Below are 26756 nucleotides of genomic sequence, written 5' to 3' on the forward strand. Positions count from 1 at the left end.
GCAGTAGCAGTCAAATTCCGTCGGATGTAAACCATATGGCGAGTTCCCCTATACCGAGTACCGTGACCCGATCGACCAGCGTTCGAATCAGTGCCTTAGCTTCAACTACGGGCAATGCGTTTAATGCCTCCACAATAGTGGTAAGCTCACTCTTGCATGCGGATTCCAGCTGCTGCAGGTGGGCTGAGTCGGGCTGCTGCGGATCGCCCAGCTGTTCGCTCGATAGTGAGGCCATTTCTTTGTCGAGCTTTTCCTTAGCTTCTGTGAGCTCAGACAGCTCAATCAGTCCGGCGGCGTAAGCTTCGACTTTTCTTTTGTATTTCTGCTGTACCTGCTGACTCTGACGCCTGACATTAGATTGCTTCACTGCCCCGTCTGCCGGAACGATGGCGGCGGAATAGCCGGAGATCAGCGTATGTGAAATCTGCGATAACCCGTGCATAAACCACCGCTCGATATCCTCCGCGCGATACGACTTGCCGGTGCAAGTTCCTTTGTTCTTATTGGCCGCGCAGCGGTATACCCGCTTTCTTTTCGGCCAGCCGGACCATCCGACACTCATGGCGCCGCCGCACTCACCACATTTGAGAATACCTCCGAGCAGATGAGGACTCGTCTGTGCGCGTGGCGCAGGTTTGGCTCGCTGCATTTTGCGCTGCACATGTTCCCACACCGAAGGCTCCACAATGGACGGCAGACAATCCGGAATGATCACCCAATCATCCATATTCCTTTCCTGCCGGCGGCCTTTGCTGGAATCCAGCCTGTTCCACACTAAGGTCCCTTTGTACACCGGGTTGGAAAGCAGCAGCTTAACGCTGCGAATTGACCATTCCTTATTGTGCCGCGACGGAATTGCCTGTTCATTTAAGCGTTTTGCTATAGTGTGGTATCCGAGTCCCTGCTCCAGAAACAGCTGGAAAACGGAGCGGACGACATGAGCTTCCGGCTCAAAAATCACCAGGTTTTTGTTGTCCAGCCTGTAGCCGTAAGGGGCCTGCGTGAGCCATTTGCCGTTTTTCGCAGCGTGAAACATATTGTCCAGGACGCGCTCCCGGATTCTCTCGCGCTCGAACTCCGCTACAGCGCCAAGCACCTGCAGCGTGAGCCGGCCGGACGGGGTTTCGGTGTCAAATGCCTCGCTGGTGGAGATGAAGCTCACATGGTGGGTTTGAAACAGGTCGATCAACGTAAGCAGGTCGAGCAGTGTCCGACTCAATCGGTCAAGCTTGGTGACCATGATCTTCGACACAAGCCCTTCGCGCACAGCACCGAGCAGCCGCCGTAAGGCCGGCCGGTCCGTATTCTTCGCGGAATAGCCGTCGTCGACGTAGACGATGGGCTGTGCTTCCCAGCCCATTGCGCGGCAGTAGGCCAACAGCCGTGCCTGCTGCTCGTCTAATGAAATGCCTTCCCGGGCTTGCTCATCGGTGCTGACCCGGCAGTAAATGGCAACGGTTCGCGGATGAACTCTGACAGCGCTCTCTTTGGATTGGGTACGCACCGGCACCACCTCCTGTGCCATATATATGAGTGCGCCCACGCGGAAAGAAGATACGCGCGCACTGTTCTCCTTACCGATCACCGTTAATACATATAAAAAAGAAAGGCGGTGGGATTCATAGCTGAGCCCAATATTTCTTTTAGATTTCATACAGACTCGGCCGACGATGAAGATGTCAGACCGGACGCTGCCGGGATTTGCTCGCACGCTGCATTTGCCGCCCGATATGTTCTGTGGGAGCAGCGGGTGCTCAGCCAGGCGTGGAAGGCAATGCTGCTGCGTGAGTTAGGAGAGGCAGGTGCGGCCCGCTGCAACGTGGATGTGACGGTAGAGCGGAGGGCGGGTCACCCTGGACGCCGATCTTGACAGTGCTTCCGCCAGGCGCATCGGCGTGGACGGTTGTCTTTCAGGGGGACACCTCCGCTGGTGAGCCTGGCGGAACAGGCGGACAGGAGCCTGGCGTCGCTACATCGACCGCGGCCAGATAGGAAGCGCTGCCATTTTGTCCGCACGAAATAACATTTAGTCACACAATCCGCACAGTTCGTCGTGAAAATAAGTTGTTACCGCTTTCATAAGATATGATATGATAATACAGGATAAGCCAGAAGCTTCTCGGGACTACATAACAACAGCGTGCACACCAGATGACCACAATCAAAGGAGGAAATTACTTTATGCAAAATGCGGTGAAGCAGAAGTTGAAGAACGGTGAATACGCTACAGGTGCTTTTATCGGATTTCATTCTCCATCCTTGGCGGAAATGCTTGGCCATTCCGGATTCGACTTTGTGGTTATCGACAACGAGCACGGCCCCTTGAGCTGGGGGGAAGTCGAGGAGATGATTCGTGCAGTCGAGCTGACTGGAGCGGTGCCTATCGTGCGCGTCGCGTATGACCAGTCCGATATTCAAAAGGCGCTGGACCGTGGTGCCATGGGTCTGCATGTGCCAATGGTCAATACCAAGGAGGACGCCGAAGCCGTAGTTCAGAAAGCGAAATTCCCTCCGGTCGGCAAAAGGGGCACAGCCTACTCGGTGCGCTCATCGAAGTATGGCAAAGGAGGGGGAAATGCTTATTTACAGCAGTCCAATGACGCCATCCTTATCGCCGTGCACATTGAGACACCGGAAGCGGTGGACAATATCGACGAAATTATGAGTGTCGCAGGCATCGATATTTGCTACATCGGCCCTACGGATTTGTCGGTTACGATGGGCTACAGCGTGGAAGGTCCGGACCACCCGGAAGTTCAGGCGGCGATGAACCGCGTAATGGCGGCTGGCCAGAAGCATGGCGTGGCAGTCGGGATTCAAGTCGGCGGCGCTTCCGCCATACCGCAGAAGCAGCAGTGGGGCGCGCCTTATATCGGCGTAGCGGTCACGCCTGTACTGTATGCGGCTTTAGACGAAGTGGTAAAGGCGGGCAAGCAGCTGAATCAAGTGAAATGACGCAGAAGGAGCTGGAGCAGCGAAAATGAAATATTTTGCCGTATTTTTACCGATGTTGAGTCCTGACAAGAGCCAGGAATTCCGTGCGCAGCACCTTGAGTTTCTTGCCGAGAAGCGCAAGGAAGGCAAAATATTTGCCAACGGCAGGTTTGTTGACGGAGCGGGAGGGCTGGTCATTTACATGGCTGAGACGGAAGAGGAAGTCCAGCAAATGGTGCAGCAGGACCCGTATGTGATTCAGAAGGCAAGAAGCTTCGAGATCCATGAGTGGGAGATCGTAACAGAGGCGGTTTTGCCCCAATAGCTGGCGAATAGCGAGGTCCTATGAAGCAACAGTTCATAGGACGTCTTTGCATCAGCAGGCGGATATTCGTATCGCTCAAACATAGACGGAGGATGAATTGCATGAAAATCGCTTTTATCGGACTGGGTAATATGGGACTGCCAAAGGCGAGTTTCGCACAAAGCCGCATTCTGGAACGGCATTACAGCCGGAAACGGAATCGGGGGCTCAGGAGAGGAGGATCTGCCGATGGAACAGCGGCACGTAGAAGAAATCCGTACTATGATCAGCAGGGGCAGAATATTAACAGATGAAAGCGACCGTTACAGCTATTCGTTTGACGGGTCGTTCGGCACCTACCTGCCTGATGTCGTCGTTCAGACGAAAGATGTGCAGGAACTGGCCGCTCTAGTGAAATACGCCAACCGGGAGCTGATTCCGATTTGCCCGCGCGGGCAATCGACTTCGTTGAGCGGAGGTCCCTTGCCGGTAAAAGGCGGGATCGTGATCGATCTGTCAGTAATGAACGATGTCTTGGAAATCGACGAGGAAGATCTGGTGGCCGTCGTCTCGCCAGGCGTATTGACGGCAGACATTCACAAGGCGGCTGACCGAAAGGGTTTTCTGTACCCTCCCGATCCGAGCAGCTCGCATGTGTCCACCATCGGGGGCAACTTGGCGGAAAATTCCGGCGGTCCCCGCGGTTTGAAGTATGGGGTCACCAAGGATTACGTCATCGGACTGGAGTTGATCACACCGCAGGGCGAGATCATCCGGACGGGCGGCCGCACGGTGAAGAATGTAACCGGATACGACCTGACCAAGCTCATCGTTGGCTCGGAAGGTACGCTGGGCATCATTACGAAGGCGGTGCTGCGCCTGATTCCGAAGCCGCCGGCAGCGAAGACCGTCATGGCGATATTCGATAGCTTGGTGGATGCGGGAAGAGCGATATCCAAGGTGCTTTCGTCCGGCATTTTGCCTTCCAAAATGGAGCTGATGGACCAGGCGTCCATGCTTGCGGTCGAGAATTACGAGCCGTCAGGCCTGCCTATAGATGCCGAGGCGATGATTCTCATCGAGCTGGACGGGCATCCTGCAGCGGTCAGCGATGAAGCGGAACAAGTGTCCAAGGTGTGCAGCGAGGTTGGCGCACGTGAAGTGCGGGTACCTGAGACAAAGGCGGAGATGGAAGAGGTATGGCAGGCGAGAAAGCTTGTGTCACCGGCGATTGCGCGTATCAAACCGACGAAAATTTCAGAAGACGCAACAGTACCCCGCAGCCAGATACCCGAGATGTGCAGACGGCTGCAGGAGATTAAAAAGAAGTACAACGTGCACCTCGTGGTGTTCGGCCACGCCGGAGATGGCAATCTACATCCGAACATCGTTGCTGACAAGTCGGACAAAGAGGAGATGGGGCGGGTGGAGCAGGCGGTGGCGGAAATTTTTAAAGCCGCTGTCGAGCTGGGCGGCACCTTATCCGGCGAACACGGCATTGGGACGATGAAAGCACCTTTTATGGAGATGGAGCTCGGTGCGGCGGGCTTGGAGATGATGAAGCGGATCAAGCAAGCTTGGGACCCCAACAACATTATGAATCCCGGCAAAATTTTTCCCGAGCCCGGACAAAAGCTGGTGTTGACCGAATGAACGATCTGACGGCTTTGCGCCAAGAATTGAAGTACCACAAAACGAACGCATGCGTGCAGTGCGGTTACTGTCTTCCAGCATGTCCGACGTACGCCACCATGGGCAAAGAGACCCACTCTCCGCGAGGCCGGATCAATCTCGTCAAAATGGCCGGCGAAGGCCGGATAAAGGATTTGTCCATACTGGAGGAGCCCATGGATCTGTGTCTGGGCTGCCGTGCGTGTGAAACGGTGTGTCCCACAGGAGTGGAATACGGCACAATACTGGAGGCGGCCAGGGCCGCTATCACTCGCCGTAAAAAGTTCTCACTGCCTGCCCGGGTGGCACGCAAGCTCGTGTTCACCAAGGTAATCCCGAGCCGTAAAGCGATGAATTTTATCGGAAATTCCATGTGGCTGTATGAGAAGAGCGGTATGCAGAAGATCGCGAGAAAAACCGGGCTGACCAATCTGCTGCCTGGCAAGCTGGGCGAATTTGAAGCCATCGTCCCGTCCCCGGTTTCGCCAAAGCGCCGCTCGACACTTCCGAGATTCACTCCGGCTAAAGGCGCCAAGAAGTACACTGTCGCTTTTTTTGCAGGCTGCGTCATGGACGGAATGTTTCGGCGCATCAACGAGCTGTCGGTGAAGCTGCTCGCTGAGGCAGGCTGCGACGTGCTGGTGATTGATAATCAAACCTGCTGCGGGGCGCTGCACGCGCATTCCGGAGAATTGGATCATGCGAGAATGCTGGCTAAAAACAACATTACCGTGTTTGAGCCGCTGCAGGTCGATTTTATCGTCAACAACGCTGGAGGCTGCGGGGCCATCCTGGTGGAATATGACCATCTGTTGGCGGATGAACCCGAGTGGTCGGAACAGGCCAAACAATTCGCGGCAAAGTCAAAGGATATCTCGCAAATCCTGGCGCTGTGCGGCGGCATCGCCGGGACCACACGTCAGCCTGAACGCGTGACTTACCAAAGATCATGCCATATGACGAACGTGCAAAAAGTGACCAAGGAGCCTCAGCAGCTGATCCAGTCCCTCGTCGGCGTCGAGCTGGTAGAGATGAAGGATGCGAACATGTGCTGCGGGTCCGCGGGAATATACAACATTGTCAACTATGATGCTTCGATGGACATTTTGGACCTGAAGATGGAGCATGTGGCAGCCAGTCACGCGACAACAATTATCACCACCAATCCCGGCTGCCTGCTGCAGATGAAACTTGGCATCGAACGTGAAAAGCTGCAAGGAAAGGTGCGCGCCGTTCACTTAGTCGAGTACCTGGCGGAGGCTGCTGGAATCCACTGACTCCACCCTGGACGGCCTTCGGCCCATTTCTTCTACGCCAGGGCAGGCAGGCGAATTTTGTGCAGATGCACGCAAAATGAAACGGACACACGCCGCGTGCATCATGAAGAGGTTGGCGAATTCATTTTTATCTGGGGGGAATTTATATGTTGTATATCAACGGGGAATGGCGCGAGTCGCTGTCAGGCAAAACATTGGACGTGACCAATCCGGCCACGAACCAAACGATCAAGTCGGTGCCATCGGCAGGAGTCGAGGAAACGAAGCAGGCGATTGATGCGGCTAAGCAAGCTTTCGCCGGTTGGAAGAGGCTGACGGGTAAGGAGCGGAGCCAGTATTTGCGCAAAGTGGCCGATCATCTCAGGGACAACCAGGATGCTCTGGCCGGAGTGGTGACAACAGAAATGGGCAAGCCGCTAAAAGAGGCGAAGGGTGAGCTGGCTCTCTCTATAGATTACTTCGAATGGTACGCGGAGGAAGCCAAGCGCATTTACGGCGAAACGATTCCTTCCTTCCATCCGGATAAAAGACTGATGCTCATTCAGCAGCCGGTCGGTGTTGTCGCAGCGGTGACGCCATGGAACTTTCCCGTAGCTATGTTCGCGCGCAAAATCGCGCCGGCACTCGCAGCAGGATGCACCATTGTGCTGAAGCCGGCCTCCGCCACGCCGTTGTCTGCAATTAAGGTGTTCGAATCTTTTGAGGCGGCGGGCATACCCAAGGGTGTGGTTAATCTCGTGATCGGCTCGGCTTCCGAAATTGTCGGCGAGATGACAAGAAACCCCGACGTGAAGAAAATCACGTTTACCGGTTCGACTGAAGTCGGCAAAAAACTAATCCGCGATTCCGCGGACACCGTGAAACGGGTTTCGATGGAGCTGGGCGGGCATGCGCCGTTCGTCGTGTTTGACGATGCGGATATCGACGCTGCCGTGGAAGGCGCCATTGCAAGCAAATTCCGCAACGCGGGCCAGACTTGCGTCTGCTTGAACCGGCTTTACGTGTCCGAGACGGTTGCCGAAGAGTTTGGCCGGAAATTTGCGGATAAGGTGTCCCAGCTGAAGCTCGGTAGCGGATTGGACGCCGGTGTGGATATCGGGCCGCTCATTGATGAAGCGGCGGTGCAAAAGGTGGAGGAGCATGTCCAGGACGCCCTCGACAATCGAGGACAGATCCTGTGCGGTGGTAAACGACCGGACATCTCTCTGCAGGGCAACTTCTACGAGCCTACTGTAATAAACTATGCCAGCGATAACATGAAAATCGCCACGGAAGAAACGTTCGGCCCTCTCGCGCCTATCTTCACCTTCAAGACGGATGAAGAAGTCATAGAGAAAGCGAACCATCCGCAATATGGCTTGGCGGCTTACTTTTATACCAGAGATCTGGGACGCGCGTTCCGTGTGATGGAAGCCGTGGAATTTGGCATTGTCGGCATTAACGACCCGCTCCCAACGGTCGCGCAAGCACCATTCGGCGGGGTAAAAGAAAGCGGAATGGGCAAAGAAGGCGGAAAGTATGGTTTGAGGGATTACATGGTGGAGAAGTATGTCTCGATAAATTTGGGCTGATGGAGGATACGATAGCAGTCCACGCTGCATGGGCTGATGGGAGATACGATAGCACATGGGCTTGAGCTGCTGGGCAACCTGCAGCAGTTAAGAGTTGGCATGACTGGGTGCGCGCGAGTGTGTTAGCGTCCGTTATTCCATGTGGTAATTGCTCGTCACATCGGCAGCCTGCGCATAGCAGGCTGTTTGTTTTTGATGATTGACAGTACGCTGCAACAGATTTATGATGAAAGCGTTATAATTACCGTTGTGGTGATAGACGTGCTTAGGCGAAGCGGTTCGGATACCGCTGCAGTCTATGCCCACACGACCAACGCCAGCTGCTCAGGTGCGAAGATGCCCTTGTGCCCAAGTGACATATCGTAAGTATCCACTGCGGGCGTTCGCTTATCGGATGTTTGTAAGCGCTTCATAAGGTACTTTTTTTCGAGTCTCACGTGTTCGCTCCTTCATTGGTTTCGCTGAAGGGGCCGCTTCCATTTGATCAACACACGCCGACCGAGGAGGAGATGTACCTTGTGGGAATTGTTACGTCAGCTCGCGGAGAATATGGGGATGATCGTAACCATCGCCTTTCTGCTAACCCGGATCAAATCCTTTCATCTTATCTTCCGAAAAGGATTGAACCGGCAAAGCAAAGTGATTATTTTGATCACCTTTGCCATCTTCGGCATTGTGAGCCATTACATCGGCATTAACATTATGACGGATCATCTTGCCTTGACCGCCTGGAACTGGGGGGTGAGCAACGGTCACTCATCCATCGCCAACACAAGTCCCGTTGCAATGGTCATGGGCGGCCTTCTGGGAGGCCCGTTGATCGGTATGGGCATTGCCCTTGTGATCGGCGGATACCGTTTTCTGTATGGCGGCATTGCTGATTGGGCCACACTGGGCTCGTTCCTTGTGCTTGGGCTGCTCGCCGGCTGGGCAGGAGTATACTTGAGAAAACGCGCTAAGGTTGGTCCATTGTCCGCACTCGTTGTGGCCTTTATGCTGGAGTTTGTACATATGGCCATCTTGCTCTTCCTCCCGCAGCCGAACGTGCTGGCGTTGCAATTGGTCAGCCTGATCGCGGTGCCGATGATAACCATTAACTCGCTGGGCGTCTGGATTTTTGCGTTAATTATTGAAAATGTGCTGCGGGAAGAGGCCAAAGCGCGCGCTGTGGAGACACACAAAACACTGCTTATCGCCGATAAGACGCTCCCTTATTTCCGGCAAGGCCTTCATTCAGCTGCCAGCGGCGAGGCGGCGAGCATCATTCACCAGCACAGCGGTGCCGATGCCATAGGTATCACTAACCGTTTGGACATTATAGCTTTCGCCGGCGGCACTCAGGATGACCACGGAGCATGTGAGCAGCTGCTGCAGCCGTTTATTCGCAGGGCGTTGGACACTGGAGACCGGGCCGTATTCAAAGAGCAGGACCAGGCAGCTGAGGAGCAGGATAAGACCCCTTATGCGATGGTGATCATTCTCCCTCTCGTCGTCGCAGGTGAGCCGGTCGGCGCCCTGTTAATGTACTACAGGAAGTCGCAGCCGATAAGTGAAGCTGAAGAGGAATTAGCGGAGGGCCTAAGCAAACTATTTTCTACCCAACTGGAATTAGGCGAAGTGGAACGGCAGAAGAAGCTTCTCATGGATGCCGAGATCAAAGCGCTGCAGGCACAAGTTAATCCGCATTTTTTGTTTAATTCCATCAACACGCTGGTCGCGGTCTGCCGAAGTGACCCGATGCTGGCACGAAAATTGCTGCTGGATCTGGGCACCTATTTTCGCAGCAACCTGCAGGGCGCGACGCAGCTGCTCATTCCACTGCATAAAGAGCTGGAGCACGTGCACGCATACCTGGCGCTAGAACAGGCACGGTTTCCGGGCTCTTATTGTCTCAACGTGCACGTCGAGCCGGGTCTTGAAGAGACACTTATTCCCCCCTTCACGCTGCAGCCGCTGGTGGAGAACTCTATTCGCCATGGTTTCGCCGGCAGGCGTCGTGGTGGCATGGTCGCGATAAATATTCATCTTGATCAGGGAAATGTCGTGGTGCGTGTGAGCGACAACGGCAGAGGGATTGATGAGGACAGGCTTCGGCAGCTTGGCCATAGCGTGGTCGAGTCACAAAAAGGGACCGGCACCGCACTGCACAATATAAAAGAACGGCTGCAGGGATTGTATGGCAGCGAAGCACCGATGAAAATCGTAAGTCAGCCGGATGCCGGAACCCAAGTCGAGCTACGGTTTCCAAGAACAGACGGAGGGGAGAATGGACATGCTGACGGTTTTCTTGGTGGAGGACGAATTGTTTGCTAGGGATGAACTGAAATATCTGCTTTCGAGAATCAGGGAAGTCAAGGTCATTGGAGAAGCCGAGACGATGGATGAAGCGGTAGCTGGTGTGGAGAAACTTGGGCCGGACGTGATCTTTTTGGATATCAGCCTGGCGGACGGCAGCGGACTGGACGCAGCCAGACAGATCAATAAGTTAAAAAAACCGCCGCTCGTCGTATTTGCCACAGCCTTTCATCAGCATGCGCTGGAGGCCTTTGAGCTAAATGCCATTGACTATGTGACGAAGCCTTTTATGGAGCAGCGTATTGCTCAGACCATTGATAAAATCAAGCGGCTGACCGAACAGCAAAAGGAGGCGGCAACCGCCGCTGAAGCGAAGCCGCAGAAGCGCAAAAGCAAGCTGGCCGTATCGCAGGGGGAGCGAATCATCATGGTGGACATGGACAAAATCGTATACATCGGAACGGAAGATAGGCAGGTCGTGCTCAAAACCGTAGATGCGCGCTTTAAGATCGACACGCCGCTGTACGAGATGACTTACAAATTGAAGAGCGCTCCCTTTTTAAGAGTGCACAGAGGTTACATCGTCAATGCGGATTATGTGGAGGAAATAGAGCCTTGGTTTAACGGCACTTACAACCTTTTATTGCGGGACGGTTCCAAAGTTCCTGTCAGCCGTTCGTACATCAAGGAAATCCGTGATTATCTGGACTTTTAAGCCGCGGTCGCCGTTCTGAACGGTTGTAGGTGCTTATACCAGCGGGGGAGGCACGTCAAATGAAGATCATTGGCAAACGATATGTTGTCGCCGTGTTCACCGTCATACTGGCCTTAGGCACGTTGGGCTGTTCTGCGGACAAATGGGTGGCCCGGAGTGAATACCAAGCCGGTGCCGAGCGGGGCGAGTCCGATTATCCCAATAAGGACGTGGAACTCGTCGTCGGGTACACAGCGGGCGGAGGCACGGATGTTGTTGCGCGTATTGTCGTGGAGGCAGCGAATAAATACATGCCGCGCGGCAAACGGATTGTGGTCACCACTAAGCCGGGCAGCAGCGGCACGATTGCCCTCGCCGATGTCATGCAGGCCCAGCCTGATGGGTACAAGCTGGGCTCCGTTACCACAGGCAACCTCGCCATCCAGCCAAATTACGGTCAGACGCCCTTCCAATCAAACAGCTTCATTCCGCTCGCGCAATTCAACTCCGCGCAAAACCTGCTCGCCGTGAGGGCTGATGCACCTTGGCAGACGTACGACGAATGGCTGGCATGGGTGAAGAAGCACCCGGGACATTTTACTTACGGCTCCAGCGGCGCCGGCAATTCACAGCACTTGGCCATGGAGGCCGTCAACATATTGGAAGGGATACAGACCAAGCATGTCCCTTTTGACGGTGCCGCCCTTTCCATTACCGCACTGCTCGGCGGGCACGTAGACGGGATCGTGCTTTTATCGCAAGAAGCCAAAAATTACGTAGACAGCGGTCGGATACGCGTGCTGGCGAACGCAGGGACAAGCGAAATCCCCGCATTCCAACACGCTGTTTTTTTACGCGATAAAGGCTTTATCGGCTTGGACACATGGTCTGGTGTAGTGGCGCCGAAGGACACGCCGCCGGATATTGTGAATACGCTGCGTGACGTATTCCGGCAGGCCCTGCTGGATCCGGCTACCACGGCCGCATTTAGCGAAATCGGGATCGAGCCCGCCTACCAAGATAGCGAACGCTTTGCCAAAACTATTGCGCAAACCAACCATTTGACCAGGGACGTCGCTAAAGTCATCGGTCTAGTGAAATAGCCCCCGGTAGGCCCTCATGGCATTGCTTTGTCCGGAGAAGCCACCGGAGCGAGCCACGATCACAAGTGCCGGTCAGCGAGCACGTCCACGAACGCGATCGCGATTAAGCAATGTGATTAAGATCCCACCTTTTCCCCGCGCAGTACGGGCATGTCCTCACGCGCTTCCAATTTGAAGTACACCCATGCCATGTTAATCAACAGCAGAAAGGCCAGGATAAGATAAACGGTCCCGAACGTAGTACGCGCGCCGGCGGCGGTAACGTTCAGCGAGCTCCAATCGAATTCGATCGCTTTGCTTAATACGGATCCGCTCATGGCACCCGCCAGAAAGTTGATCAGATTGTACACCCCAAGGCCGATACCGGTTTGTTCGCGCGGCAGCGTGGAGGAAACAACCTTAGCCATAGCCGTTTGCACGAAGGTAAACGCGATATTGAGCAAAGGCAGCGTGACCGCGATTGTCCAAGCTGCGAGACCTGACACCGACGAAAGACAGAGATAACCGAACGCCAAAGCTGCAAAAGCTACATATAAAGTGAACCGGCTGCCTCGGGCGTCTACCAGGCGTCCGCCGTAGCGGCCTATTACCGCTGCCAGCATTGCCGCCGGAAACAATACATATCCGATCGTCTGCGGATTCAAGCTATGGATGTCTTTGAGCATCATGGGCACTAACAGAAACAAGCCGAACACCGAGAAAAAAGCGATAAAGCTGATTAGCAAGCCGTTACGGTATCCCGCAATGCTAAACAAAGACAGCCGAATAAACGGATTCGGAACAGCGCGTACACGCCACACGAACAGGGCGAACATTACAGCGCCGACCACCAGCCACCATATATTGAACTGCGTGACGGACAGCATTAACGCCGCGACCGCTGAGCCAAGCAGTCCCGCACCTGCAAGATCCACTTTCTCCCCGCTCACGATCTGCTCGTCAGGCAGCGCCCGCCGGATCAGAGGCAGCGCCACGGGTGCGGCCAAGGAGATGAGGAACAGACCGGTCCAGTGAAAATGACCTGCGATAAATCCGCCCACAATCGGCCCGATACCTGAAGAAAATGCAATCGTTGAAGCGATGACGGCCATCACTCTGCCCCGCTGCTCAAGCGGATAAAAGCGGACCGGAATTAGCATCACCAACGCCGGTATGCAGGAAGCGCCTGCTGCCTGCACCAGGCGGCAAATGATTAAAAATATGTACGAATCGCTAAAATAACCTGCCGTTGATGCTCCGGAAAACAGAAAAATGCCGATGGTGATCAGCCGCTTCAGCGGATACTTGTCGGCCAGCTTGCCAAACAGCAAGGAGCCCAACGCGAACAGCACGGAGTAGCCCGTTACTATCCAGCTTACCTCAGAAGGGCTAAGTTGATAGTCGGCGGCGATCTCCGGCAGTGCCACATTAAACATGGTGGCGTTCATCACCGAAAAAAACAGCACAAAGCAAAGTGCCTGTACCAGCCGGTTCGTACTTCCCGCACTGCTTGATTCATGTTCAGATTTCATACTTTATCACCTTTCTCATATGGGGACTTCCCGACTCTTTCCCTATTTTAACTGAACTGTCCAACGCCTGGCAAAGCAAATGCGCGTCTGCCTGCCGAGCTCACGCTCAATTGCACCGATTCTCATTGACCATTTTGTCGCTTGTTTATAACGCTTAGTCACTTGTTTTGTACAGTTCGTCGTGAAAATGGGATGTTAGCGTTTTCATTAGGTATCATTAAACTACATTACACTAGATTCAGCAGCCAGGCGCAGCACTAAAAAATCGCACGTTGGGGGGATTCCTAATGAAATTCCGGAGAAAAAACTTTGCGTTGTCTATGCTTACAGCTGTCATGGCGTTGGGAGCGATCGGCTGCGGCCAACAGCAAGCCGCCCAGCCTGCAGCCGGCGGCACTCAGCCCGCTGCGGCAGAAGCCACAACCGAGGCCAAAAAGACGGATTTTCCAAAAAAAGACGTCGAATTCGTGGTGGGCTTTAGTGCGGGAGGCGGCACTGATGTCGTGGCGCGCATTGTTGCAAACGCTGCCAATAAGTACATGCCGAACGGCAAAACCATTGTCGTGTCAAACAAGCCGGGCGGCAGCGGCACGATTGCGCTGGCCGACATTATGCAGGTGAAGGATGGTTATAAGATAGGCTCCGTCACAACGGGTAATCTCGCAATTCAGCCGAACTATGGCAAAACGCCGTTCAAAGCCGACGGATTTATTCCGATCGCACAGTTCAACTCTGCGCAAAACCTGCTCGTGGTGAAGGCGGATGCGCCTTGGCAAACCTATGATGAATGGCTCGACTATGTGAAAAAGAATCCTGACAAGTTTACGTATGGCACGGCGGGCGCGGGCAATACGCAGCATTTGACGATGGAAGCCATCAATATCATGGAAAACATTAAGACCAAGCATGTGCCGTTCGATGGAGCAGCGCCTGCGATGACCGCTCTGCTCGGCGGGCATGTGCAGGGGGCGGTCGTACTGACTCAGGAGGCGAAGCCCCACGTGGACGCCGGCGCATTCCGCGTACTTGCCAACGCAGGCACGTCCAAATATGAACCTTATAACAGTGCAAAATTTTTGAAGGATAAAGGCTTTGTAGGATTGGATACGTGGTCCGGCGTAGTTGTGTCGAAGGATACTCCGAAGGAGGCAGTCGACGTGCTGCGTGAAGCATTCAAGAAAGCCATGGCGGATCCGGATGTAAAAACAGAATTTAACAAAATCGGACTGGAGCCCGCGTACGCAGACAGTGAAGAATTCGCGAAAATTATCGCCGAGACGAGCAAGACGACAGGAGATGTCGCGAAAAAAATCGGGCTTGTGAAGTAATGCATGCTGCAGGTCGTACGGAATGCGGCCGGGTTAGATGCTTTCCCCGCTGCTCCCGTCCGTGTTTGCTATACCGCCGTGTTCTTGGCGAAGCATGTGAACTTCTCTCCAAGGGAAAGGGCGGATGACAATATGGTGAAACAGAATGCTGGATTATGGGCTGCGCTCGTGATTTTTCTGTTCGGTGCCGTGTTTTTTTGGATGTCACTTTCTTTTGACTATTACGGAGAAACAGGGCCGGGACCGGGTCTGCTGCCTCTCTGGTTAAGCGGCATTCTTATCATTCTAGCGCTGGTGTGTGCGGCGGATTCTTTGCGAAATGTGGTGAGGTTCAAGGATATTTTGCCGGGCGCTAAGGGCTTCATCAACATCATCGCTATCGCGGGAGCTTTTGTGCTGTTTTTGCTCACGGTCAATTATGTTGGCTTCATCGCATCGGGAACTATGTTTCTGTTAATTCTGCTTTTCAGGGAGTACAAATGGCACATGGCATTGGGGATTTCCATATTCCTATCTGTTCTGTTGTACTGGGTATTTGGTGAGCTGCTGGGTGTGCCTCTGCCGGTTAACGCCTGGGGATGGTGAGCGCGGTTGGTTGGGTAAGGAGGGGAAGGGATGGAATCGTTTTTCAATTTGTTGGCAGGTTTTGAACACGCGATTACTGCCTGGAATTTGTTGTACTGTCTGATCGGTGTCACCATCGGCATGCTCGTGGGCGTCATGCCCGGATTAGGGCCCACGGCAGGTACGGCCATACTTATTCCACTGACCTTCGGCATGGAGCCGACGTCCGCGATTATTATGCTGTCAGGAATTTTCTACGGGGCAATGTACGGAGGAACCATTACTTCCGTGTTGATCAACACGCCTGGGGAGGCGGCGTCGGTCATCACCTGTTTGGACGGTCATCAGCTGGCCAAGCAGGGGCGCGCGGGCGCAGCGCTGGGCGTTGCCGGTATCGGCTCGTTTATCGGCGGCACCGTGGCAATCCTGGGACTTGCTTTTATCGGTCCCCCAGTGGCCCAATTTGCTTTGCGCTTCGGTCCGCCGGAGTTTTTTGCACTAATGATGGTTGGTTTGTTGATGCTGATCGGCTTAATGGGAAAATCGTTGGTGAAAGGTATCATCGCCGCGATTATAGGGCTTCTTCTGTCACTGATCGGGATGGATCCGGTGTCGGCGTCGATCAGGTTTACCTTTGACAAAATGGAGCTGCTGAGCGGCCTCGACTTTGTTGCGGTAGCGATGGGACTTTTCGGCATATCGGAAATTCTGCTGAACGCAGAGAACTCAATGAAGGTGGAAAAGCCGCCGAAAGTCAAGGGTTTGCTTCCCAAACGCGAGGAATGGCTGCCTACGATGAAGGCTGTCGGGCGTGGCACGGGGCTGGGATTTTTGCTCGGCTTAATCCCCGGAGCCAATGCTGTCATAGCGTCGCTCATGTCATACTCGTTTGAAAAGAAGCTGTCCAAGGATCCTTCCCGTTTCGGCAAAGGCGCGATCGAAGGGGTAGCCGGTCCGGAGACAGCCAACAACGCATACAGCGGCGCCGCGCTGATCCCTCTGTTTACGCTAGGCATTCCGAGCTCTCCGACGGTTGCAGTTATTTTAGGCGCGTTTGTGCTGCATGGCCTAACGCCCGGACCGCAGCTTTTTGACAAAAACCCTGAGTTTGTCTGGGGGGTTATCGCGAGCATGTTCATCGGAAATCTGCTTCTGTTGATCATGAATCTCCCATTAGCCGGTATGTGGGCCAAAGTCGCGCTGGTGCCTTATAAGATCTTGTTCCCGATCATACTAATCGTTTCCGTGTTGGGCGCATACAGTGTGAATAACCGGCTATGGGATGTCGGGGTGATGTTCTTTTTTGGCATCGTCGGATATTTTATGAAAAAGTTGGATATCCCGATGGCGGCTACCGTGCTGACGTTTGTGCTCGGCCGTTTGATTGAGACCTCTTTGCTGCAATCGCTCGCGATGTCTGACGGTTCGTTTATGATTTTCTTCCTTCGCCCGATTTCCGCAATTTTAATGGTCGTGGCGCTCACTGTGCTTGCCGGCAGCATCATCAGTGTGGTAAAGAAAAAACGCGACGTGCTCGCTGCTGATGTTGAGATGTAGCTGTATGGGAACCGGATGGCAAATGCCATGCGTGCCTTCGCACCGGCAGCTCCTGGTCTTACGCACGCAGCACGATTCGATCTTTTACGAAATTGACGGAAAGGACCTGATAAACAATGAAGCGACCGAAAGTGATGGTCCCCCAAAAGATTGCCCAGGAAGGCATCGAAAGATTGGAACAAGCCGGGCTGGAAGTGGTGTACTCGTCTAAGCCGGTGACGGATGTTGTCACGGAAGTGCCCGAAGATTGCGACGCCATCTTAATCAGGACCGCCAAGCTCGGACGCCAGGTCATTGAACAGTGCCCTAACCTCAGAGTTATCGCCAGACACGGCATCGGCGTGGATAATATCGATATCGACGCAGCCACGGAAAAAGGCATTTATGTGACCAACGTTCCCCGTTCTAATGTGAACTCGGTCGCCGAGCACGCGGTCGGAATGATGATTTCGCTTGCCCATCACATTGTGAAAGCGGACAAAGAGCTGAGAAAAGGACGCTTTGAGGTGCGTAACTTGTTCATCGGCACGGAGCTGTCCGGCAAAACGCTCGGCCTGATCGGCTGCGGCAACATCGGGCGGTTGGTGGCGAAAAAATGCGCGGCCGGCTTGGATATGAATGTGATCGTATACGATCCTTACGTGAAAGAGATCGGTATGGCCGGCGTCAGTTTGGTTGATTCGATCGACGAGATTCTCACGGAGTCCGATTTTATCTCCCTTCATGTGCCGTACCTGCCGGAGATGCACCATTTTATCAATGCGGACGCATTCAAGAAGATGAAGAACTCGGCTTATCTCATCAATTGTGCCAGAGGCGGTTTGGTGGACGAGGATGCGCTGTATCATGCAATCAAAAACGGGGAAATTGCGGGCGCGGGCTTCGACGTTTTTGCAGCCGAACCGGCGCCATCCGAGCACGCGCTGTGGGAGCTCGAGCAGGTGATCGTCACCCCGCACATGGCGGCGCACAGCGCAGAAGCGATGATCCGCATGGCGGTGGGCGCCGCGGATGAGATCATTGCGGTGTTGAATGGACAAGAGCCTATGCATTGCGTGAACAAAAATAACATTGCAAGAGTGTGACTGGGAGGGGTGTGAGATAATGAACTACGCTGAATTCGGAAAAAAATTTGAAACCATTTGCGCCATTAGTATGACACCGTTCTACCCCGATACAAAGGAAATCAACTGGGATGGCGTGGAGGAAAACATTAATTTCCTCATCGAGCATGGGACCAAGGTGATCGTGCCCTGCGGCAACACGAGTGAATTCTACGCTTTGACGTTAGACGAAGCGAAGGAGGAGATTCGCAGGGTGGTCGAGATCGTGGCTGGCAGAGCGTTGGTGCTCGCCGGGATTGGCTACGCCGTTCCGACAGCCATCGAGCTTGGTAAATGTGCACAGCAAGCCGGAGCGGATGCCGTCATGATCCATCAGCCAATCCACCCATATGTAACGACCACCGGGGCTATTACATACTTTAAGAACATCATCGAAGCGCTGGACATACCGTCCGTCATCTATTGGAAGGATGCCAATCTAAGCGATGACGTACTGAGGGTATTGGCTCCTCTGGACAAGTTTGTGGCGGTTAAATATGCGATTAACGATCTGCCGCGCTTCACCAAAATTGTCCGCGACATGCCGGCAGAGCATAACATCACATGGGTGTGCGGCACTGCCGAGAAATGGGCTCCATACTATTTTAACGCGGGTGCGAAGGGCTTTACGTCGGGCTTGATCAACCTGTGCCCGCAAATTTCTTTTGAAATGCTTCACGCGTTGCAGGCTGACGACCAAGAGACGGTATGGCGGGCCTGGGAAAAAGCCCTGCCTTTCGAGAACCTGCGGGCGAAATATAATAACGGCAACAACGTCGTGGCAGTTAAGGAAGCGATGAATCAAATCGGTCTCACGGCCGGTGTCACACGGGAGCCGGTCGATCCGCTCAATGACAAGGATAGAGCGGAAGTCACCAAAATTTTGACAAGCTGGGGATTGCTGCAGCATCAGCAAGCGTAGGGGAGGAGGAGAGAATATGGCAAAGATGACGGCAGCAGAGGCAATAGTCGAGGTAATAGCCAGGGAGGGCTGCGAGAAGGCGTTTTGCGTTCCGGGCGAGAGTTACTTGAGCGTGTTGAACGCATTGTACGGCCACCCTCAAATTGAGCTCATCTCCGGCCGCCATGAAGGCGGAGTTTCTTTCATGGCTGAAGGCTATGCGAAAGCAAGCGGCAAGGTAGGCGTATGCTTCGCCACGCGCGGGCCGGGCGCAACCAATCTGTCTATCGGCCTGCATACTGCACAGCAGGATTCCACACCATTGGTCGCCTTTATCGGTCAGGTGGAACGGTCATTCCGCGGCCGGGAAGGGTTTCAGGAGATCGATATGGCTGAGTATTTCAGTCACCTCGTAAAATGGACCGTAGAGCTGAATGATGCTCATAGAGCAGCTGAACTGGTGCAGCGGGCTTTCCACATTGCGCGATCCGGCAGGCCCGGCCCGGTGCTGATCTCCCTGCCGCAGGATGTACTGAGCGAGGTGGCGGACATGGAGTTTCACGAATCGGAAATGCTGACCAAGCCACGGCCCGACCCGACAGCGGTGGTAAAAGCCAGACAAATACTGCGCGACGCGAAACGAGCTGTCATTATCGCCGGAGGCGGCGTGACAGCTACGAAGTCGGCTGCGGAATTAGTAAGGCTGTCCGAGCAGCTGCAGGTTCCGGTTATCACCGCGTTTCGCCGGTTTGACGCGTTTCCTAACCAGCATCCCTACTATATCGGCCAGCTGGGAGTGGGCGCGGCGGCGTACTTGGTGCAATGCGTACAGAATGCAGATGTCGTACTGGCGATTGGCACCCGCTTCTCGCAGATTACGACTCAGAATTACACTCTGTTATCGCCGAAGACCAAGCTCATTCATGTTGACATTTCTGCCGACGAATTGAACAAAGTTTACCGTCCTGCGCTCGGTATCGTCGCTGATGCTAAACATTTTATTCTTGATCTCCTTGCAGCGATGGAGACACAAGCTCTGGGCGGCGAAACGCCGCGGGTAAACGTGGATGTTGCCAGCGCTGGGGGCACTTTGGGTAGCACGAATGCAGTGGGCGTTGCGGGTGTTACCAATACTGCTGAGGGAGCAGTGGATGCTGCGAGGGCTGTGCGCAGTGCGGGTGATGCGAACTCTACAGGCGCCGTCGTCGATGCGGGTGGCATATATCACGCTGCGGAGCGGCAAGCTTTTATTAGGGAGCAACGGGCCAAATATGAGCAATTTTCCGCTGTACGCAGCACGTCAGGTGATCAATATGTGAGCTTGGAGGGGGTCATGGGCGACCTGATGTCGCATTTACCTTCCAACAGTATATTTACTACGGATGCGGGCAATTTTTATGGTTGGATGGCAAAGCACTACCGTTTCGTGGAAGAAGGCACATTCGTTGGGCCGACTTCCGGTGCAATGGGCTACGCCCTGCCTGCGGCAATCGGAGCCAAGGTGGCACATCCGGATCGCATTGTCGTGGCGTATGCCGGGGACGGAGGATTCATGATGACCGTGCAGGAGCTTGAAACTGCGGTGCGCAACAACATTCCCGTCCTGGCTATCGTGGCTAACAATAACATGTATGGCACGATTCGCATGCATCAAGAGAGGCATTTCCCTGAACGCGTCATTGCAACGGAATTATCTAATCCGAACTTTGCGGAGCTGATCATCAACATGGGCGGCCACGGAGAGCTGGTGGAAAAGAATGAGGATTTTGTCCCCGCTTTGAAGCGGGCGTTATCCTCCAATAAGCCGGCGCTGATTGAGGTACGCACAAACCCTCAGCAGATTTCCGTGGCGAAGACGATCGATCAGTTGCGGTTAGTTACACAATAGGCACTGTCTGCGCCATTGCACGGACCTAGTCCGGCGGAATCGAGGCAGATCCGCCGGATTAGGCCCGGCGGGCTTAATATCTGTATCAAAAAACAAGCGACAATCAGCTCTCCCGACGATCTACATCGTTCGTGGAGAGCTTTTTGCGTAAGCACCTTTGCGATACGAAGCCCAGCCTTCGTTCATGATCTTGGTCTCCAGCTGCGGCCAGAAATACAGCATTTCGTCGCGGAGCATTGTCATAATATCCCTTTGCCAGTCGGTCATATAGGGGGCGTGCTCTTCAATGAACAGCATTAAATCCTTTTCCGGAGTGGCAGGAAACTTGACGGTTTCCTGTTTCTTCATCGTGTCATCCGACTTTCGCGCATCCAGGTCCCACAAATCCTCATATCCAAGCTTACGTTCCTTCACTTCCGCTGGCGAACCTTCTCCCTTATTGTGTGCTGATCTTTCCCTCCGGTATGGCTTCGTTATCAAAGGATCGATGTGCTCCTGAATCGCGAGCACCGCATCGATAAATTTTTCGACCTCCTCGGTACCGTACTGCAGCTCATACTGCCGAATGCGCTCTGCTGTAGCGGACATGCTTTCAACCATATTTCGGTTCGTTTTGGAGAAACGGACATTGTTCTTAAAAAAGTCGCAGTGCGCCAACACATGTGCCACGATCAGCTTGTTCTGAATCAACGAATTTCCATCGAGCAGAAAAGCGTAGCACGGGTCTGAGTTGATCACCAGTTCATAAATTTTGCTGAGTCCGAAATCGTATTGCATTTTCATTTTGTGGAAGGTTTTACCAAACGACCAGTGGGAGAAGCGGGTCGGCATCCCATAGGCCCCGAAAGTATAAATGATATCCGCCGGGCATATTTCATATCGCATCGGATAATAGTCCAGCCCAAACCCGTTCGCCACCTCGGTGATCTCGGCTATTGCGTATTCCAGCTTTTTGATGTCATCGGCATTCATCGGACAGCGCTCCCTTCAGGCCGCGGAAAAAAGGTTTTTAAAGCTTTGTAGACTTCGCCTTTTTCACGAATCACGTAGTGCAAGAATTTGGGATCCTGCAGATTGCGGTAGGCGGACATGAGAGTGCTGCTGCGGTTGTATTGGTTCACTTCGCCGTATCCGAACAGGTTGGAGTGTTCAATCAGCTGCATGATCAATTTGACGCACTTTTCATTGTCAGAAGTCAAATTATCCCCGTCGGAAAAATGGAACGGATAAATATTGTACCTGGCCGGGGGATAACGCCTGTCTATCAAATCAAGCGCCAACTGATACGCGGACGAGCAAATCGTACCTCCACTCTCCCCTTTGGTGAAAAACTCCTCCTCCGTTACTTCCTTAGCTTCCGTGTGGTGCGCGATAAACACTATTTCCACGTGCTCATAGCGTGTCCTTAGAAAGCGGGTCATCCAAAAAAAGAAGCTGCGGGCGATATATTTTTCGAAGGAACCCATGGAGCCGGGTGTTACGGTTTTAACTATAGACAGAACCCAGCGTATAGACCCGTCACGAGTGCCTCTTCCGCTAGGGTTTGGCGCTTTTGGCTTGGGGGCTGAGTCCTTGTACGAATACGAGGTGCCATCGATCACAATTCCTACCATTAGATAGGAGTCGATTGCGAAACTAGCTTGGAGTCAATCCTACGTGGATGGCTCCTTTTTGTCGTGGTGCGGTGCGGCGTTGCTTTACAGAAGGGCGATTACACCTGTTGCTTTGTCCAAACATTAATAAAAATTTAACATAAGGTAATAACAGCAGGCGGACGAGAAAATTTAACGTCAGGCAAGGAGAGATACGTATGAAAGGACTTATACTATGCGCCGGAAAAGGAACCCGGCTCTATCCGTTCACCTACTCCTATCCGAAAGCACTAGTTCCCGTAGCCAATGTTCCTGTACTGCAAACCTGCATCGAAAAGTTGGCAGAGTTGGATGTGCGAGAAGTTGGCATTGTTATACAACCGTCCCAGGAGCCCATTATCAAGGCACACATCGGCGGCGGGGAGCGATGGGGGTTGGAGATCTCTTACATTCATCAGCATCACCCCGCTGGAATATCGGATGCTGTTCGGCAGGCAGAGCGCTTTATAAATGGAAGTCCCTTCGTGCTTCTGCTCGGAGACAACCTGATCGCTGAATCGCTTTTGCCGCTCAAACAGTTGTTTCAAGCCGAAGACAGTGCCGCAGCTCTAGTGCTGAAACGCATTGACAATCCCGCCGGCTATGGAATAGCTGAGGTGGCGGGCCGGCGTGTGGTTGGATTGGAAGAGAAGCCCCTGCACCCCAAATCCAACCTAGCGGCGATGGGGGCGTATGTGTTCGGTCCCGCCATTTTCCAGGCAATCTCCGCCATAGCTCCATCCGCGAGGGGCGAATACGAGATCACAGACGCGATCCAATGGCTCATAGACCGAAACCATGCGGTATCCTACCATGTGACAGATAAACCGCCGTTTGACGTTGGGACAGCCGAGCGCTGGCTGGAAGCGAACCGATGGATGCTGGACGATCGCAAGGGGGACGTGATTCACAACACTGCCGCGCTGGAGAACTGCCGTATTATTTCACCGGTGAACATCGCACGCGGAACGGTGTTGCAAAACTGTGTCATTGGGCCATATGTTACCATTGGCGCCGATGCGTTCATCGAGGACTGCCGGATTGAGAACAGTATCATTCTGGATGAGGTGTATTTGAAGCATATTTCTCATGCTGTGAAAGAGACTATCCTTGGCTATCGCTCCGTCTTGGTTGGCGGGATGTAGCGTGTACACCAATCAACGCCGTCGCCGTTTCCTATCCAACGTGCGGGATCGACTTTTTTTCTGGCCTATTGGTTCGGTGGAACCGTGAGTTCCACTGTACCGGCATGGGACGATCCTTTGAGCTCATACATTTTAGGAAAACGGCGGCGGAGGTGACAGCCATGAAGCTGTCTCTGGTAGAAGTAGAAGGCGATAAGCCAGTGTCCGAATGGCTCGCGCGAAGGTTAAAGGATTTCGTGTATGAAAAGAGCGGATTGGAAGTGAGCGTGCAGCTTCAACCTTTGCCCGACGCGGGCAGCCGTGTGGGGGGAGAGGCGAAGTCCGATGCAGCCCGGTAAAATGAAGTGTGCCGTATACGCTCGCGTAAGCACAGACCAGCAGGGCGATTCCATTGAAAATCAGGTCAGCCAGTGCCGTGAATTTATCACCAGACTTGGCGGCGACTACGACCATGTAGATATCCAGGTATACCGGGACGAGGCCGTGTCCGGTTATTACACAAGCGTGTTTGAGCGTGCGTCCATGAAAAGGGCGATTCATGATGCTAAGGCAGGCCTGTTCAAGCTGCTGGTGTTCAAAGAGGTCAGCCGTGTGGGCCGGGACAAACAGGAGAATCCGGCAATTATTGGCATGTTCGAACAGTATGGCGTCCGGGTCATCGCGATCAATGACAATTACGATTCACTCAACAAAGATAACATCACCTTCGATATTTTATCAGTGTTATCAGAGCAGGAGAGCAAAAAGATTTCCGCCCGCGTAAGCAGCGCCAGAAAGCAGAAAGCCCGTAGAGGCCAGTGGAACGGGGAGCCGCCCATTGGCTATAAGGTTGATAAACTGACGAAAAAACTGGTAGCGGATCCCGAGTTGCAGCATATCCCACGCCTAATATTCGATTTGTATGTAAATCACGGATTAGGCACCTTTAAGGTAGCGCAGCACTTAAACCAGCTTGGAATACAGACGCGTCACGGCAACCTGTGGAGTCGTGAAAGTGTGAATAAAATATTGCGCAATGCAGCGTATGTTGGACATGTTGTATATGGCACGCGGCGCAACCAGCTGAAGCGGCAGTATGACGACAGCGGAAAAATGACCAAGCGCAAGGTTCAAATCAAGCTGTCTCCGGCCGAGTGGCAGATCGTGCAAGCGGCGCATGAGGCGCTGATCGACGAGCAATTGTTCCGAAGGGCGCAGGCCATCCTGTCGGCCAGAGGCCGAAATTCAGCGCCCAAGCGGGCTGCACATCCGCTAACTGGCATTTTATTTTGCGGTTTATGCCGTGCGGGCATGGTGTGCCAGAAGCGAAGCTCCGCCGGGAAGACCTACCGCTATTATATTTGCAAAACATACCACAAATACGGTCGCGCCGCATGTCCTCAGGCGAACAGCAATGCCGAGGAGCTTGAGGACGCAATCTTGAACGCATGCCGGAACAAACTGCTGGCATTCCCTGAGGAACGTATCGTTATGACGATCAGCATGCAGAAGGAGAAACAAAGAATGGAACAGGAGCTCCACTTGCTGCAGGAGAAAGTGAAGAAGTGGAGCCAAGATCAGTTGGACATTTTTCAACAGCGAGATTTATTCCCGAATAGTGTGTATGAGCAGCAGATGCGATCGATCAAGCGCAGCATCCAATCGGCTGAAATGCGGCTGGCGCAGCTCTGGCGGCAGCTGGAGGCATGCGGGGCAACGCACGACGCTGCTTCCGAACTACGGCCGCTAGTAGTGAAGTTCAAACGGCTCGAGCTGGATGAACTATGTCAGAAAAGGGTTCTGTTTCATGAATTGATCACAAGAGTTGATCTTACCGGCGGTCAAGTGCACATCCACTACACGTATGATTTCACAAAGTAACTTTGGCCGACACGTCAAAATTGGCAGCCTACAGTGTCACGGCCGACATTGGCGCGCGAGCGTGCCCGGTGTGAGAAAATGCTGGCCCAAGCTGCATCCGAGGCTTTGGCATTGGTAGTTGTAAGATAACTGCTCATCGCTCTAATCGAAGATATATTGCCAGCGCAAAACGTAGATGAACACACGAGGCTGCGGCTGGCGGCGAAAAAGCGCCAATGCCCGCGTCCGCCTTGCGTTTATCCAAGGTGCTGTGGGGTATTTTTCGTTCGGGGACACATCATGCGTGGCCGCTTTGTTTCATAATAATGGAAAGCGAAAGCGGAGTATAAAGCAGCAGCACCCGTCGGCTAAGTAACGCTCGGATCGTTAACTACATATAAAAGTCTGCGTGAGCAGTACTATCCCCTCACGCAGACTTTTTTAGTTCGTTGCGACACACCCATGGAACCGGATGTATCCATCATAGCGATGATCAAAGCGTTGGACTGCGGGGTGACAATTTCGTCCCACGTTTTGAACCGCAGGTCGTCGGGATTGATACCATGTATGCCTGGCGCCCCGGACGTCGCATTCCGCCGCAAATTTTCCAGAATTGTTTTCTTTTTGTCTATGTTCGACATGATTCCCTTCTTACGAATATCGTTGAACACGATCTCTCGGCTGGTGATGACATCCTTTTCCTTTTGCTGCAGATTGGGCAGCTCCAACTCTTCAAACAGCATCGATTCCAACTGTTCCAACTCGACTTCCGCATCATAATAGTCGTCACCCGGTTTATCGCCGGCACCCTCGCCTTTGCCCGGTCCTTGTGCCGGGGTTGGATCAACGCCGAGCACATCGCCTACCTGGCTGTCGCCATCCCCCTGACCGACATGCTTGCTTTTGTTAAAATTGTAACGGAATCTGTATTCGTCCAGACTTCGGATGGGCACCTTAATGATTTGCTTGCCGTCAGACATGATAATACTGTCGTCCGTGACTAAGTCCGGCAAATTTTGTTTGATAGCATCCCGCACTTTTTGTTGATGGCGGGTTTGGTCCTGATAGCCTTTACGGTGAAGAGACCAATCCTCGCGCGAAACAGTAAATAACGGTTCTGTCATGTCAAACTCCTCCTACTGATTGATCCAGCCGTGCTGCGCTGCGGCACAGCGGGCTGTGTAATGCAATGGGTGTGACAGGACAAAGCAAAACAGAGTCTGTTACTAAATATATTCAAGCTGCAGGGGGATATGTGAGCGGGGCGATTGACTAAATTTTGTCGGCCTGACTCAGCCGCCGTTTAGTCGGAAGCTGTCCAGTTCGCAGTGAAAATCGACGCAGGTGCGCTTATGATAGAAGCAGTAAAACTTAATTCACGGCTTATGTTGCAATGTAGATTGATCTATGCTATAATACGTAATTCCCTTTGGATACTTA

Annotated in this window: 21 protein-coding genes and 3 pseudogenes; 18 read left to right on the plus strand and 6 right to left on the minus strand. The window is 53.4% G+C overall.

The window, feature by feature from the left end:
* Window positions 1-10: 10 nt before the first annotated feature.
* On the minus strand, window positions 11-1504 hold the full coding sequence (locus CBW46_RS08585; RefSeq protein ID WP_243633226.1) for a recombinase family protein: 1494 nt from the start codon (window positions 1502-1504) through the stop codon (window positions 11-13).
* A gap of 108 nt (window positions 1505-1612) precedes the next feature.
* Between CBW46_RS08585 and CBW46_RS21245 the strand changes: the two genes are divergently transcribed.
* From CBW46_RS21245 to CBW46_RS08610, 6 genes are all read left to right on the plus strand, one after another.
* On the plus strand, window positions 1613-1870 hold the full coding sequence (locus CBW46_RS21245) for a hypothetical protein (RefSeq protein ID WP_165842222.1): 258 nt from the start codon (window positions 1613-1615) through the stop codon (window positions 1868-1870).
* A gap of 311 nt (window positions 1871-2181) precedes the next feature.
* Window positions 2182-2955: an HpcH/HpaI aldolase family protein gene (locus CBW46_RS08590; protein WP_165842238.1), complete on the plus strand. Its 774-nt coding sequence runs from the start codon at window positions 2182-2184 to the stop codon at window positions 2953-2955.
* Window positions 2956-2980: 25 nt separating this feature from the next.
* The gene (locus tag CBW46_RS08595; RefSeq protein ID WP_089199598.1) at window positions 2981-3259 is read left to right on the plus strand and encodes a YciI family protein; all 279 of its coding nucleotides are present in this window, start codon (window positions 2981-2983) and stop codon (window positions 3257-3259) included.
* 228 nt (window positions 3260-3487) lie between these two features.
* Window positions 3488-4891, plus strand: coding sequence for an FAD-binding oxidoreductase (locus tag CBW46_RS08600; RefSeq protein WP_089199599.1), 1404 nt, complete (start codon window positions 3488-3490; stop codon window positions 4889-4891).
* Complete coding sequence (locus CBW46_RS08605) at window positions 4888-6186, plus strand: (Fe-S)-binding protein (protein ID WP_089199600.1); 1299 nt, start codon at window positions 4888-4890, stop codon at window positions 6184-6186. Before CBW46_RS08600 ends, CBW46_RS08605 begins: the two co-directional genes overlap by 4 nt.
* Window positions 6187-6332: 146 nt before the next feature.
* On the plus strand, window positions 6333-7757 hold the full coding sequence (locus tag CBW46_RS08610; protein WP_089199601.1) for an NAD-dependent succinate-semialdehyde dehydrogenase: 1425 nt from the start codon (window positions 6333-6335) through the stop codon (window positions 7755-7757).
* Window positions 7758-8053: 296 nt separating this feature from the next.
* Here CBW46_RS08610 and CBW46_RS21250 read toward each other — a convergent pair whose 3' ends face one another.
* On the minus strand, window positions 8054-8194 hold the full coding sequence (locus tag CBW46_RS21250) for a hypothetical protein (protein ID WP_165842239.1): 141 nt from the start codon (window positions 8192-8194) through the stop codon (window positions 8054-8056).
* A gap of 79 nt (window positions 8195-8273) precedes the next feature.
* On the opposite strand from CBW46_RS21250, the gene CBW46_RS08615 reads away from it, so the two are divergent.
* From CBW46_RS08615 to CBW46_RS08625, 3 genes are read left to right on the plus strand one after another with little or no spacing between them, the layout of a single operon-like run.
* On the plus strand, window positions 8274-10070 hold the full coding sequence (locus CBW46_RS08615) for a LytS/YhcK type 5TM receptor domain-containing protein (protein ID WP_089199602.1): 1797 nt from the start codon (window positions 8274-8276) through the stop codon (window positions 10068-10070).
* Complete coding sequence (locus CBW46_RS08620) at window positions 10030-10767, plus strand: LytR/AlgR family response regulator transcription factor (RefSeq protein WP_165842240.1); 738 nt, start codon at window positions 10030-10032, stop codon at window positions 10765-10767. The genes CBW46_RS08615 and CBW46_RS08620 overlap by 41 nt, the downstream gene beginning before the upstream one ends.
* Window positions 10768-10826: 59 nt before the next feature.
* Entirely contained in the window at window positions 10827-11849 is a 1023-nt protein-coding gene (locus CBW46_RS08625; RefSeq protein WP_089199604.1) for a tripartite tricarboxylate transporter substrate binding protein, read from the plus strand.
* 116 nt (window positions 11850-11965) lie between these two features.
* Here the strand turns inward: CBW46_RS08625 and CBW46_RS08630 are convergent, their stop codons facing one another.
* A complete protein-coding gene (locus CBW46_RS08630) occupies window positions 11966-13360 on the minus strand; it encodes an MFS transporter (RefSeq protein ID WP_089199605.1) in 1395 nt (464 codons plus the stop codon).
* A 287-nt stretch (window positions 13361-13647) separates the two neighbouring features.
* Between CBW46_RS08630 and CBW46_RS08635 the strand changes: the two genes are divergently transcribed.
* From CBW46_RS08635 to CBW46_RS21715, 6 genes are all read left to right on the plus strand, one after another.
* Window positions 13648-14688: a Bug family tripartite tricarboxylate transporter substrate binding protein gene (locus CBW46_RS08635; protein ID WP_089199606.1), complete on the plus strand. Its 1041-nt coding sequence runs from the start codon at window positions 13648-13650 to the stop codon at window positions 14686-14688.
* A 132-nt stretch (window positions 14689-14820) separates the two neighbouring features.
* A complete protein-coding gene (locus CBW46_RS08640) occupies window positions 14821-15273 on the plus strand; it encodes a tripartite tricarboxylate transporter TctB family protein (protein ID WP_165842241.1) in 453 nt (150 codons plus the stop codon).
* Between the two features lie 30 nt (window positions 15274-15303).
* Entirely contained in the window at window positions 15304-16809 is a 1506-nt protein-coding gene (locus CBW46_RS08645; protein ID WP_089199608.1) for a tripartite tricarboxylate transporter permease, read from the plus strand.
* A 116-nt stretch (window positions 16810-16925) separates the two neighbouring features.
* Entirely contained in the window at window positions 16926-17894 is a 969-nt protein-coding gene (locus CBW46_RS08650) for a hydroxyacid dehydrogenase (protein WP_089199609.1), read from the plus strand.
* 19 nt (window positions 17895-17913) lie between these two features.
* A complete protein-coding gene (locus CBW46_RS08655) occupies window positions 17914-18834 on the plus strand; it encodes a dihydrodipicolinate synthase family protein (protein WP_089199610.1) in 921 nt (306 codons plus the stop codon).
* A 16-nt stretch (window positions 18835-18850) separates the two neighbouring features.
* Complete coding sequence (locus CBW46_RS21715) at window positions 18851-20701, plus strand: thiamine pyrophosphate-dependent enzyme (protein ID WP_243633227.1); 1851 nt, start codon at window positions 18851-18853, stop codon at window positions 20699-20701.
* A 162-nt stretch (window positions 20702-20863) separates the two neighbouring features.
* Here the strand turns inward: CBW46_RS21715 and CBW46_RS08670 are convergent.
* Window positions 20864-21673: pseudogene (locus tag CBW46_RS08670) on the minus strand (SpoVR family protein); the annotation flags it as partial.
* Window positions 21670-22179 (minus strand): annotated as a pseudogene (locus tag CBW46_RS08675) (DUF444 family protein); the annotation flags it as partial. The pseudogenes CBW46_RS08670 and CBW46_RS08675, both read right to left, overlap by 4 nt.
* Before the next feature lie 332 nt (window positions 22180-22511).
* On the opposite strand from CBW46_RS08675, the gene CBW46_RS08680 reads away from it, so the two are divergent.
* The 3 genes from CBW46_RS08680 (at window position 22512) to CBW46_RS08685 (ending at window position 25337) form a co-directional block, all read left to right on the plus strand.
* Window positions 22512-23477 carry a sugar phosphate nucleotidyltransferase gene (locus tag CBW46_RS08680; protein ID WP_089199611.1) on the plus strand — a complete coding sequence of 322 codons (966 nt, stop codon included), beginning with the start codon at window positions 22512-22514 and terminating at the stop codon, window positions 23475-23477.
* A gap of 161 nt (window positions 23478-23638) precedes the next feature.
* Window positions 23639-23815 (plus strand): hypothetical protein, encoded by a 177-nt coding sequence (locus tag CBW46_RS21255; protein ID WP_165842242.1) that lies wholly within the window; start codon window positions 23639-23641, stop codon window positions 23813-23815.
* Window positions 23802-25337, plus strand: a complete 1536-nt coding sequence (locus CBW46_RS08685) for a recombinase family protein (protein ID WP_089199612.1) — start codon at window positions 23802-23804, stop codon at window positions 25335-25337. The genes CBW46_RS21255 and CBW46_RS08685 overlap by 14 nt, the downstream gene beginning before the upstream one ends.
* Before the next feature lie 437 nt (window positions 25338-25774).
* On the opposite strand, the pseudogene CBW46_RS08690 reads toward CBW46_RS08685, so the two are convergent.
* Window positions 25775-26440, minus strand: a pseudogene (locus CBW46_RS08690) (DUF444 family protein); the annotation flags it as partial.
* Window positions 26441-26756 lie beyond the last annotated feature (316 nt).

The sequence above is a fragment of the Paenibacillus xerothermodurans genome, from assembly GCF_002220865.2.
Lineage (GTDB): Bacteria > Bacillota > Bacilli > Paenibacillales > NBRC-103111 > Paenibacillus_S > Paenibacillus_S xerothermodurans.